Source organism: Pseudochrobactrum saccharolyticum, from assembly GCF_008801715.1.
Classification (GTDB): domain Bacteria; phylum Pseudomonadota; class Alphaproteobacteria; order Rhizobiales; family Rhizobiaceae; genus Pseudochrobactrum; species Pseudochrobactrum saccharolyticum.
This window is the reverse complement of record NZ_VZPG01000001.1, coordinates 196,546-208,781: the sequence shown is the minus strand read 5'-3', so window position 1 is coordinate 208,781 and position 12,236 is coordinate 196,546. Positions and strand designations below refer to the sequence as shown.

Annotated in this window: 9 protein-coding genes; 2 read left to right on the top strand and 7 right to left on the bottom strand. The window is 52.2% G+C overall.

Annotation, left to right across the window (positions count from 1 at the left end; all coding sequences use genetic code 11):
• Positions 1–23: 23 nt before the first annotated feature.
• Complete coding sequence (gene pepN / locus F7P81_RS01085) at positions 24–2,663, bottom strand: aminopeptidase N (protein ID WP_151158129.1); 2,640 nt, start codon at positions 2,661–2,663, stop codon at positions 24–26.
• Positions 2,664–2,975: 312 nt separating this feature from the next.
• Here pepN and F7P81_RS01080 point away from each other — a divergent pair, with 312 nt between their 5' ends.
• On the top strand, positions 2,976–3,905 hold the full coding sequence (locus F7P81_RS01080) for a DMT family transporter (protein WP_075654813.1): 930 nt from the start codon (positions 2,976–2,978) through the stop codon (positions 3,903–3,905).
• 108 nt (positions 3,906–4,013) lie between these two features.
• Here the strand turns inward: F7P81_RS01080 and F7P81_RS01075 are convergent, their stop codons facing one another.
• Both F7P81_RS01075 and F7P81_RS01070 read right to left on the bottom strand, forming a co-directional pair.
• Positions 4,014–5,312, bottom strand: coding sequence for an MFS transporter (locus F7P81_RS01075; RefSeq protein WP_151158126.1), 1,299 nt, complete (start codon positions 5,310–5,312; stop codon positions 4,014–4,016).
• A 374-nt stretch (positions 5,313–5,686) separates the two neighbouring features.
• On the bottom strand, positions 5,687–6,592 hold the full coding sequence (locus tag F7P81_RS01070; protein ID WP_151158124.1) for a uracil-DNA glycosylase: 906 nt from the start codon (positions 6,590–6,592) through the stop codon (positions 5,687–5,689).
• A gap of 358 nt (positions 6,593–6,950) precedes the next feature.
• Between F7P81_RS01070 and F7P81_RS01065 the strand changes: the two genes are divergently transcribed.
• Complete coding sequence (locus F7P81_RS01065) at positions 6,951–8,615, top strand: electron transfer flavoprotein-ubiquinone oxidoreductase (RefSeq protein ID WP_151158122.1); 1,665 nt, start codon at positions 6,951–6,953, stop codon at positions 8,613–8,615.
• Positions 8,616–8,749: 134 nt separating this feature from the next.
• On the opposite strand, the gene F7P81_RS01060 is transcribed toward F7P81_RS01065, so the two are convergent.
• From F7P81_RS01060 to F7P81_RS01050, 4 genes are all read right to left on the bottom strand, one after another.
• Complete coding sequence (locus F7P81_RS01060; protein WP_151158120.1) at positions 8,750–9,790, bottom strand: endonuclease/exonuclease/phosphatase family protein; 1,041 nt, start codon at positions 9,788–9,790, stop codon at positions 8,750–8,752.
• Positions 9,791–9,904: 114 nt separating this feature from the next.
• Positions 9,905–11,431: an AMP nucleosidase gene (locus F7P81_RS01055; RefSeq protein WP_151158118.1), complete on the bottom strand. Its 1,527-nt coding sequence runs from the start codon at positions 11,429–11,431 to the stop codon at positions 9,905–9,907.
• Between the two features lie 85 nt (positions 11,432–11,516).
• Positions 11,517–11,693 carry a hypothetical protein gene (locus tag F7P81_RS17000; RefSeq protein ID WP_170265200.1) on the bottom strand — a complete coding sequence of 59 codons (177 nt, stop codon included), beginning with the start codon at positions 11,691–11,693 and terminating at the stop codon, positions 11,517–11,519.
• Complete coding sequence (locus F7P81_RS01050; protein WP_151158116.1) at positions 11,690–11,893, bottom strand: hypothetical protein; 204 nt, start codon at positions 11,891–11,893, stop codon at positions 11,690–11,692. Before F7P81_RS01050 ends, F7P81_RS17000 begins: the two co-directional genes overlap by 4 nt.
• Between the last annotated feature and the right edge of the window lie 343 nt (positions 11,894–12,236).

Genomic DNA, 12,236 nt, shown 5'->3' with positions numbered 1-12,236 from the left:
TGAGCTTCCGCACTCTTATTTTATCAGGCCAGCATGCGTTCTGTAATATCGCGAACATCAGCTGAGAGGTTTTCAGCCTGAGCGATGGTTTCCAGTGCTGTTTTCAGATGATCGCGGCGTGCCGGTTCCAGCGTTTTCCATGAGCGCAGGCTGGTCAGCAGGCGCGATGCCAATTGCGGATTTTCGCGGTCAATTGTCAGAATCAGATTGGTGAAAAACGCATAGGTTTTGCCGTCCGGCCGGTTGAAGCCGGTCGGATTGCCTGCTGCAAAAGCACCAAGCAAAGCGCGTGTTCTGTTAGGATTGTCGAGCGAGAACAGCGGATGCTGCATCAGTTGCTGCACAGTTTCCAGCGCATCAGGAGCAGGGCGGCGCGCCTGCACACCAAACCACTTGTCCATTGCCAGCGGTACATTGCCATAGTCTTTTTCAAACTGTGCCAAGGCCTGTGTCGCATTGTCATGACCGTAAAAGCGATGCACCAGCAAGGTCAGAGCTGCAATCTTGTCTGTCATATTGTCAGCGTCATTGAACTGGGCATAGACCCGTGCAGGGTCGTTATCCGAGGCTGCAAGATAGCTCAGCAAGACTGCTTTAAGCGCGCGTTTTCCTGCACCTTCCGCATCCGGTGTGAAAGCTGCGTTGTCTTGCAGGCTCGCATAGGTTTTGGCGAACAGCGCAGCATTCTGCGCGGCAATCACGGAGAGCAGTGCTTCTCTGCTGCTGCGGATCAGGTCAGGATCAATATTGCTACCAAGCTCGCGGGCAATATCCGCTTCTTCCGGCAGAGAGAGGCATAGCGCACGGAAAGCGTGATCCAGTGTCTCATCCTGCACCAGTTCAGCCAATAATTCTGCTAGTGCCGGATCAAATGCGACCGGCTCCTGCAGCCGCAGTTTTTCAACATTGCTCATAATGGCAGTGCTCATCAGCTGATGAATGACCTGCCAGCGGCCAAAAGCATCACTGTCATGACGGGCAAGAAACAGCTGTTCTTCACGGCTCAGTTGCTGGCTGAGATGCACCGGCGCGGAGAAACCACGCAACAGCGAGAGAACCGGCTTTTCCGCAATATTGTGGAATGTCCAGCTTTGTGATGCTTCCCGCAGATGCAGGATATCGCCTTCAAGCCCTGCACCCTCATGGGAAGTAACAGCAATATCTTTGCCATCGGCACCGATCAGCCCGAATTTGACCGGAATATGCATAGGCTGCTTATGGCTCTGACCCGGTGTCGGATCTGTCTTTTGCCCCAATGTGAGGCGCAGGCTCCGGCTTGCGGCATCATAGTCACTGCTGACAGTCACAAGCGGTGTACCTGCCTGATCGTACCACAGCGCAAAATGGGTGAGGGAGCGGCCGGTCACATCCTCAAAACATTTGATGAAATCCTCAATCGTCGCGGCTTCACCATCATGGCGGCTGAAATAGAGATCAAGACCTTTATAGAAAGATTCATCACCGATAATGGTGCGCAGCATACGGATCAGCTCGCTGCCTTTTTCATAAACGGTTGCCGTGTAGAAATTATTGATCTCGCGATATTCTTTCGGCCGAACCGGATGCGCCAGCGGGCCGCCGTCTTCCGGAAATTGCTGTGCTTTGAGGATTTTCACCTCGTCAATACGATGCACAGCGCGCGAACGCATATCGCTGGAAAATTCGTGGTCGCGATAAACGGTCAGGCCTTCTTTCAGGCAAAGCTGAAACCAGTCACGGCAGGTAATGCGGTTGCCCGTCCAGTTGTGGAAATATTCATGAGCAATCACCGCTTCGATACCGGCATAATCCGTATCAGTGGCCGTCTGCGGATCAGCGAGAACATATTTATCGTTAAAGATGTTCAGGCCTTTATTCTCCATCGCGCCCATATTGAAATCGGAGACGGCAACAATGTTGAAAATATCGAGATCATATTCGCGGCCATAGACTTCTTCATCCCAGCGCATGGAGCGTTTCAGTGCATCCATTGCATAGGTCGCGCGGTCTTCATTGCCGTGCTCGACATAGATATTCAGCGCGACTTGCCTGCCGTTAAGCGTGGTGAACTGATCGCTGATCGAACCGAGATCACCGGCAACCAACGCAAAAAGATATGACGGCTTGGGATGAGGGTCATGCCACAGCGCATAATGGCGGCCATTGGCGAGATCGCCGCTTGCTTCAAGATTGCCGTTGGAGAGCAGAATTGGTGCAGCCTGTTTGTCCGCCTCAAGACGAACCGTATAAACCGAGAGAACATCCGGCCGGTCGGGGAAATAGGTTATGCGGCGAAACCCTTCCGCTTCACATTGGGTCGTATAGACATTGCTGGAACGATAAAGCCCCATCAGCTGCCGGTTGGTTGTCGGGTTGATCCTTGTGACAATCTCCAGCGTAAACGCGCTCTGTTGCGGCAGGGAGCGGATGGTGAGCAGTTCCGGCGTTGCGGTATAATCACTGACCGGCTTGTCATTGATCTGCAGGCTCACCAGTTCCAGCTCATCGCCGTCCAGTATCAGCGGCGCGGTGAGAGAAACACCGTCGCGGCGCTCAATCGTCAGGCGGGCTGTGATAATGGTTTTTTCCGGATCAAGCTGAAAATCCAGCTCGGTTTTGCGTATCAGGTAATCTGACGGGCGGTAATCTTCGAGGCGAAAGACATGACCTGTATCGGTACGCATAACTGCTCCTGAACTGACTTAAAACATATGGATATGAAGCTAAAACATTTCGTGGACGGGTGAAACCGCCTGTGACGAGAAATTCCTCTGATTGTTTCAAATGATAATATGAAGCGCCCGTTTCGCCAGCACGATCAGTATGGTTTTCAGGGCTGATAAAGTTTTTGGTATTTCCCTGAATTCCTGCAAATAGTGCTGGAAAACCGGCCTCAACCAGCTATGGTGTTTGCATATAAAAGAGGGAGTCTGCCGCACTATATTGGCGGCAGTTAAGGAATTTTCATTGTGAATGCCCCTGAGCGCCATCTGCCTTTGGCAGATACACCCGCCGCTGCAGATGAACCAAGACCATTGCTTGGTATTGCCTGCAAAGTTACATCTGTCTTCATTTTTGTGCTGATGTCGACACTGCTGAAATCTGCAGAAGGCATACCTGCGGGAGAACTGGTATTCTTCCGCTCGTTCTTTGCGATTTTTCCGGTTGTGATTTATCTGGCCTATACGCATCAGCTGCAGGGCGCGATGCAGACCTCGGATATCTTCGGCCATATCTGGCGCGGGCTTGTCGGAGTTATGTCCATGCTCAGCGGGTTCTATGCGCTGACCTTGCTGCCTCTGCCGGAAAGCATTGCCATCAATTACGCATCCCCGCTGATGATCGTGGTGCTGAGTGCAATCTTCCTGAAGGAACAGGTGCGTATTTATCGCTGGAGCGCGGTGCTGATCGGCTTTGTCGGCGTGCTGATTATTGTCTGGCCGCGTCTCAGCCTGTTTTCCGGCGGTGGTGTGAGCCATGGCGAGGCAGTCGGTGCGGTCTTTGCGCTGATCGGGGCTTTGTCATCGGCCGTTGCCATGATGCTGGTGCGCAAACTGGTGAAGCGTGAGCGTACCGCAACGATTGTGATCTATTTCTCGATCACCTCAACGGTAATTGCATTATTTACAATGCCTTTCGGCTGGGTCGTGCCGCAATGGTGGCAGCTGGCGCTGCTGATTGCAGCGGGCTTTGCAGGCGGCATTGCGCAGATTTTCTTGACTGAATGTTACCGTCACGCGGATATGTCCACCATCGCTCCGTTTGAATATACATCCATGTTGCTCGGTCTTGGTATCGGCTATGTGGTTTTTGGCGATGTGCCGACACTGCCGATGCTGATCGGCAGCACAATTGTGATTGGCGCGGGTATTTTCATCATTTTCCGCGAGCATAAATTGTCAGGCAGAAAATTGAGAAGGAACTGAAAAACTTAGAGCATAATTCCTTAAATTTGGATCAGTTTAAGGTAAAATTATGCTCTACTTTTAAAGTGTTAGAGCGACCTTTGTGCGCCCAGCGGGGCGCCCGACGCTCTAGTCCTTGATGTTTTCAGTTGAACTGTCTTCTGTCGGGGTTTCTTCTGTTTCTTCCTCCGGCACATCGCTGCGCGGATCCATCTGATAGCTTTCAGGCGTATTGATATTTTTGGTCGCCTGATATTTGAATTCGGTTTTCTGATCGCTGATAGCAGGGCGTTCGTGCAGGCTGATACGCCACAAAGCATGCAGGCCATAGGCTGCAAAACAGATAATCAGCGTTACCGGCATACCGGTTTTGCCGAAGCTCTCCATCATCCGCGCGGCAATCTGCGGGCCGATCACATTGCCGATGCCGTAGACAATCAGCAAACCGCCGGAAATTTTAACGAATTCATTGGCCTCCGCATAGTCATTGGCATGAGCGACATTGAGGCTGTAAATCGGAAACAGCACCGCCCCCATCAGGAAAATGACCATATAGCCGCTCAGGCCGTCTGCCGGTGAAAACAGCATCAGTACCAGAGACAGAATAACGCCGATAATACCGCTCAGCACCATGACATAACGGCGGTCGACAAAATCCGAAAAACGCCCCAGCGGATACTGAAAAATAGCACCGCCGATCATCGCTGTAACCAGCATTGTCGCGATGCTTAAATTATCGAGACCATTCATCTGGCCGTAAATCGGCGCCAGAATATTCCACGCACCGGCAATAATGCCGGACACGAGGGAGCCGACAACAGCTGCGGGAGAGCGCTTATACAGGCCTTTAATATCCAGAGAAACCTGTGTCAGCGGCTTCGGCGATTCCGCGCGCGACAAGGCGGTCGGGATCAGAGCGAAGCTGTAAATCAGGGTGCAGATGATAAACAGGGTCTGCGTGGAAGGATCACCAAAAGGCAGAATATATTGGCCGGACATGGTGCCGACCATGGTGGTGATCATATAGACTGAGAAGATCATGCCGCGGCTGTCATTATTGACACGCTCATTCAGCCAGCTTTCCACCACCATATAGCCGCCTGCCAGAGAGAAACCGGCCAGCCCGCGAAAGGCCATCCATGCGATCGGGTCAATAATCAGCGAGTGCAGCAGAAGCGACATGCCGAGAATGGTCAGCAAAACTGTAAAGACGCGAACATGGCCGACATTGCGCACGAAGATCGGCACCACCAGACAGCCTGCTGTAAAGGCGAGGGAATAGAATGTCCCCATCCAGCCGATTGTAATGGTTGACCAGCCTTCCATACCGGCGCGGATCGGCAGCAGCAGACCTGCCAGACCACCGGCCATAAGCATCAGAAGCGTACTGAAAAGAAGCGCTGTAATCGGCAACAACTGAGCTGGCATGGATTTATCCGGACACTGAACCTGCAAGAGCAGGCTATCGTAAATGCGAAAATATTCAGCGACGCTTTATTGTAAAAAACAATGCAGGGATACTGGCATTTTTAGTCGGGAATGAAATTCTTTTTCACGGATGTTTATGTCGCATTTAAACTGGTGATGCAGTTAGAGCGGTTTGCGTCCAGACTGGATTATAGCGCTCGCTCTAGATTCTTTATTTGGTCGCATTATCACGGGCGTCAAGTTGATCCAGCTTGACTGTGAAATGCTCTAGAGCGCCGTGTGCCAGACTTGGCACACAAAGGTCGCTCTAACACTTTAAAATGAGAGCATAATTTTACCTCAAACTGATCCAAGTTTAAGGAATTATGCTCTGGTCAGACGGCATTCTCGGCCAGACGCATTTTGACCATCAGCCAGTCTTCCCATGCAAAGCGTTTTTGAGCAGGTGTGCGCAGCAAATAATCCGGATGCAGGCTCGGCATAATCGCAACACTCTGCTCTCCGGCAGTTGTGAGACTGTGCCAGTTGCCGCGCAATTTATAGATCGGCTCTCGGGAGCCCGTCAGAGCTTTGGCAGCAGGGTCACCCAGTGCAACAATAACTTTAGGTGCAACCAGTTCAATCTGCCGGTCAAGAAACGGACGGCATAAGTCCAGTTCCAGCGGTGTCGCAGGGCGATTACCCGGCGGACGCCATGGCAATGTATTGGCCAGATAGGCTTGTTCGCGCGTCAGATTAATAGCGGCAAGGATGCGGTTGAGCATCTGCCCTGCAGGGCCGGAGAAGGGAATACCTTCCAGATCATCATCACGCCCCGGCGTGTCACCGATCACCATCAGCTCTGCATCTGCCGTACCGTCTGCAAAGCAGATATTCTTGGCGGTGAATTTCAGGCGACAGCCGTCAAAACCGGCCATTGCCTGTTGCAGGTCATCAAGGCTGGCGGCGCTGCGGGCAAGCTTGCGGGCATCTTCCAGCAAAACTTCCGGTGCAATAGCAGCCTGTGCAGGCACAGATGCTGCGGCCTGCGGCTTTTGCTGCGTGCGGTTTGCTTGCGGTGCATCACTGCGTGCCTGAGACTGCATGCCACCTGCCTGTGCAGGTGTGGCATTGCGCATAGAGTTATCAGGCTGGGCTGTGCGTTTCGGCTGTGCGGCTGCCAGTGTTGCAGCCTCTGCAAAACGATCAATTGGTGCATCACTCAGCGCGGAATCCACGCCGGCTTCCGCATAGAAGCGAATCAGATCTTCCCAATTGGCTGTGATTGCAGTGTCTGACACACGATTGTTCCGGTTTTAGGCTTGTTTACAGTTCTGAGGTCGCAAATTGCAGAAGCTTTGGCAAGGGCTTTCGGGCATGCCTGTTTAAAAACCATTTACATTGACGTAAACGTCAATATTATGGTGATCTGTTAGTGAACAAACGTCATGATCTGAGGCGATTTTGGACAATAGGACGCATTTGAACTGTGTTACAACTCTGTATCAGGTGGGGATGAAGCATTTCATCGTCCTTTGATCAGCACGATAATGCGGCAATTAAAAGAATAGAACGAGCGCAGCGGATGTGATGAACACGATACGCTCTGGTTATAAAAAAACGGGAACCCAAGCTGCGCCCGATGCTATGGAGGTATAAATGAACAACGAACACGAACTTCCTGAACGGGAAAGTATGGAGTTCGACGTTGTGATCGTCGGCGCAGGCCCTGCCGGTCTTGCTGCGGCGATCCGTTTGAAACAGAATAATCCGGAACTCTCCGTCGTGGTTTTGGAAAAGGGCGGGGAAGTCGGTGCGCATATTCTGTCCGGCGCTGTTGTTGATCCGGTTGGTATCGACAAGCTGCTGCCTGACTGGCGCGAGGAAAGCGATCATCCTTTCAAAACTCCGGTAACGGATGACCAGTTTCTGGTGCTCGGGCCTGCGGGCTCTGTAAGATTGCCGAATTTCGCAATGCCGCCGCTGATGAATAATCACGGTAATTATATTGTGTCGCTGGGCAATGTGGCGCGTTGGCTGGGTACCCATGCGGAAAATCTCGGCGTTGAAATCTATCCGGGCTTTGCTGCTGCCGAAGTGCTTTATAATGATGCCGGTGCTGTAACCGGTGTCGCGACCGGTGATATGGGCGTGGAACGCAATGGCGAGCCGGGGCCGAACTACACACGCGGCATGGAACTGCACGGTAAATATGTGCTGTTTGCAGAAGGTGCACGCGGCTCACTCTCCAAACAGGTGATTGCAAAATACAAGCTGGATGAAGGCCGTGAACCGGCCAAATTCGGTATCGGCCTGAAAGAACTTTGGCAGATTGACCCGTCGAAGAGCAGGCCGGGTCTGGTGCAGCACTCTTTCGGCTGGCCGTTGGATCTGAAAACCGGTGGCGGTTCCTTCCTTTACCATCTGGAAGACAATCTGGTGGCTGTCGGTTTTGTGGTGCATCTCAACTACAAGAACCCGTATCTGTCACCGTTTGAAGAATTTCAGCGTTACAAGACACATCCGACGATCCGTCCGACCTTTGAAGGTGCCAAGCGCATCTCCTATGGCGCGCGCGCGATTACCGAAGGCGGCTGGCAGTCCGTGCCGAAGCTGACTTTCCCCGGCGGTGCGCTGATCGGTTGTGCGGCCGGTTTTGTGAACGTGCCGCGTATCAAAGGCTCGCATAATGCGGTGCTGTCGGGCATTCTCGCAGCGGATAAGGTTGCGGAAGCGATTGCTGCCGGTCGTGCGAATGACGAAGTTGTCGGCATCGAAAATGAATGGCGCGACAGCGCTATCGGCAAAGATCTGAAACGCGTTCGCAATGTCAAACCGCTGTGGTCGAAATTCGGTACCATTATCGGTGTGGCGCTGGGCGGTCTGGACATGTGGACAAACCAGCTGTTTGGCTTCTCTTTCTTTGGCACGCTCAAGCACGGCAAGACCGATGCGGCGGCGCTGGAACCGGCGGCTAAACACAAGCCTATCAGCTATCCGAAGCCTGATGGTGTGGTGAGCTTTGACCGTCTGTCATCGGTGTTTCTGTCGAGCACCAACCATGAAGAAGATCAGCCGGTTCACTTGCAGGTCAAAAATCTGGAACTGCAGCTGAAATCCGAACATGATGTTTTTGCAGGACCTTCAACACGCTATTGCCCTGCGGGTGTTTATGAATGGGTTGAGAAGGACGGTAAGGAAACTTACGTCATCAATGCGCAGAACTGCGTGCATTGCAAAACCTGTGACATCAAAGACCCGAACCAGAATATCAACTGGGTTACGCCACAAGGCGGCGAAGGACCGGTCTATGCCAACATGTAATGTTGGCATTTGAGGCCGTGTCCGTCTCGACCGCCGTCAGTAAAGATGTCGGAGAGGGACCGGTTTACGCAAATATGTAATATTAATAAAAAACGGCGCCATTCGGGGCGCCGTTTTTTATTGAGAAATCAGCGTCAGATGCTGACGGCTTCCGGTGCCGTTTGCGGATTGTCTTCCGTCGGTTCGGAAACTGAAGTCGGAACTGAAAACTCCAGCAGTAACGGAAAATGATCTGAGCCGAGCGATTCACCGGTGCGGATATTATGCAGTGTCACAGTCTCATTGATGAGAATATGGTCGATCGGCAAGCCGATCCAGTGGCGCAGACTATCCGGCAGGCGGGTTGTCAGCCATGTTGCACCTGCACCGGCAATGCGTTTGGTCTCGGTGAGCATTTCGTACTGGCGCAGATTGTAACTCCACGGGGCAGCATTGAAATCACCGGCGATAATCACCGGAATACCGTGAGGATTGGCCATCGGCTCCAATGCAGGGCGCAGCATTTCAAACTGCTGTACCTGTTTAAAAGGCCACGGCCAAGACTGATGCAGTGACGAGACAAGTACATTGGTGCCGCCAAGATTAACAAGAGCTGTGGCCAATACGCCGTCACCGGTGCAGACCGGAGAGCCGAAATCAGCGAAAGGACGGCGCGAGAGAATACCGACGCCCCATCTTTTCGGCAATGTGCCGCATTGGTGGCGGTAAGGATAGTTGCCTTCCAGTATTTTAAGCCATGCCTGCCACTGCTCAGAACCTTCCTGATAGGTGATAATATCCGGCTTGTAACGCGCCACAGCTTGCAACAGGGCTTTCGGATCATCATTGTTTTGCAGCAGATTAATCTGCATCAGCCTGTAGGTAACATTTCCGTCTTGTGCTGTTGCCGGTTGTGACGAGCCTGCCCAGTTTACGGTTGTTGAAAAAGCGCTGAGGCCGAGCAGTGTCACCATTGCCGCTTCACGGCGCAGGCTGGTGAAAAGCAGAAAAATCCCGCCAAGAGCCATGATTGCTGCAATATGAGCGCGAAAATGCGCAAAACTGTCCAGCGCCGGATGCACGCGGCCAAAGAAACCCAGCACCAGCGGAACCGAGAGCAGAACTAAGAAGATCAGCAGTGCAAAGAGCAGGGGAGATGTGCGTTTTGAAGCAGGAGTTGGTTTTTCGCGGGACATAGAGACCACAGAGCAAGAGAAACAAGTATGACAGCACTGTTGGCTGTGAAAAGCAGCTTTATCAAGGCGCACTGCTCTGCAAATAGTCTTGCAGAGCAGTGTTGATTGAAGCGTTTACTGGAATGCAGTCTCGAAGAAGCTGCGTAATTTGCGTGAATGCAGCCGGTCTTGCGGCATAGCGGCAATTTTTTCCATGGCGCGGATGCCGATCTGCAAATGCTGGGCTACCTGTTTCTTGTAGAAGTCGGTCGCCATGCCCGGCAATTTCAGCTCGCCATGCAAAGGCTTGTCAGACACGCAGAGCAAAGTACCGTATGGCACGCGGAAGCGGAAACCATTGGCCGCAATCGTGGCCGATTCCATATCCAGAGCCACAGCACGGGATTGGGAAAGCCGCTGTACAGGACCGCGCTGGTCACGCAATTCCCAGTTGCGGTTGTCAATCGTGGCAACGGTGCCGGTACGCATGATGCGTTTCAGCTCATAGCCCTCAAGACCGGTGATTTCCTCAACCGCATCTTCGAGAGCCACCTGAATTTCGGCCAGAGCAGGGATCGGCACCCAGATCGGCAGATCATCATCAAGAACGTGATCCTCACGCACATAGGCATGGGCAAGCACATAATCGCCGAGCTGCTGGCTGTTGCGCAAACCGGCGCAGTGGCCAAGCATCAGCCATGCATGCGGGCGCAGTACAGCAATATGATCGGTAATGGTTTTGGCATTGGAAGGGCCGACACCGATATTGACCATGGTAATGCCCGAACCATCCGGCTTGACCAGATGATAGGCCGGCATTTGCGGCAGACGCGCAGGCTCTGCCCCCTGTGAAGGCGAGCTGTTACCGGCAAAAGTGACAAGATTGCCTGGTTCAACAAATTTGGTGAACCCGCCGCCGCCCTCTGCCATCAATTTACGGGCATAGGTGCAGAACTCGTCCATATAGAACTGGTAGTTTGTGAAAAGCACATAGTTCTGGAAATGCGACGGGCTGGTCGCGGTGTAATGCGACAGGCGCTGCAAAGAATAATCCACGCGCTGACCGGTAAATGGTGCCAGCGGCATGATTTCCAAAGTCTGGAACTCGGTATCACCATTAGCAATACTGTCATCGGTATTGCCGAGATCCGGCACATCAAACATATCACGCAGCGGATATTTGAAAGCATCGGATACAGATGATTCTACATAAGTGCCTTCCAGAAAGGCAAAATGCAGCGGGATCGGCGTGGTGGATTCCTGAACAGTCACCGGAACACCGTGATTTTTAATCAGCAGACGGATTTGTTCCATCAGGTAACTGTCAAAAAGATCAGGACGGGTCAGCGTGGTGGCATATTCACCCGGCAGGCTGACGTGGCCATAGGCCAGACGCGTATCCACATGGGCGAAACTGGCTGTTGAAAAGCAAAGCTCAGGGTAGAACGCGCGGAAACGCTGCGGCGCAATTTCGCCTTTGGCAACCTTATGAAAGGCATCGCGCAGAAAGGCAGTATTCCGGTCATAGAGAGCACGCAATGCGTCAACCGCAGCGCGGGCATCCGTAAATGATTGAGGAGCGACTGGCTCCGGTGTGGCTATGCCCGCAGAAATCAGATCTGAAACAGGATTGCCGGAAAAAGTGTCGATTCTTTTGCTCATGCGCTACTATAAGCCGGAATTCTTACAGTTTATATGGCAAGCTTTGCGCTGCGCCTCCGGTTTTGCAGAATGGTTAAACGGGGCATTATTTCTGCAAGCTGACCACAAGAACCAGACCGGTTGCGGTAACTTTTCCGCCGGTATTCGCTGCAATGCCGGTAAAAGCAGCAACCGGCGCTACAAAGAATAAGCTGAACACCGCAATGCGCATGGCGAGATAACATGTGTCGGTCAGATTGCTGAGAAAATTCGCGGGCATCATGGCAGCATCTCCTTGTCCTGTGATTTTGTGATTGTTGCTGCCTGTGCAGGGCGGGAGGTTTCTGTTTGCAGGAAAGAATATGACAATGCCTGAGCCATATGACCGGCGCGGTTTGCATGATTTTCATTCATCAGCAGCAGGCTGAGAAATACCGTGCCGAGTGCGAACAGGCTGATAATGGTAAACCGGTGATACAACATCGCTTGGCCCCCTTTTGGTCGAACATGTCGCTGCGGATATGATGATGTGCGACACGATCTGGTCAGGAATGATCCTGTTATCCGTAATCTAACGGCGGCGGGCTGAACTCTTTCTGAGAGAGGCGTTCATCGGGCGTTCAAATTCCTGAAATTGCATTAAGCATATATTTTTCAACGTGAAACGAAATTTGGTTTTATGGATTGCCTAATCTGTAGTCATGACTATATATTGTTTGCAGCCGGACAATCACGCATATAATCATGATGTTTGTCCTTACCGGTTTCACCGGAGTATAATTTCTTAAACCTGAAACAGTTTAACTTGAAATTATGCTCTCATTTT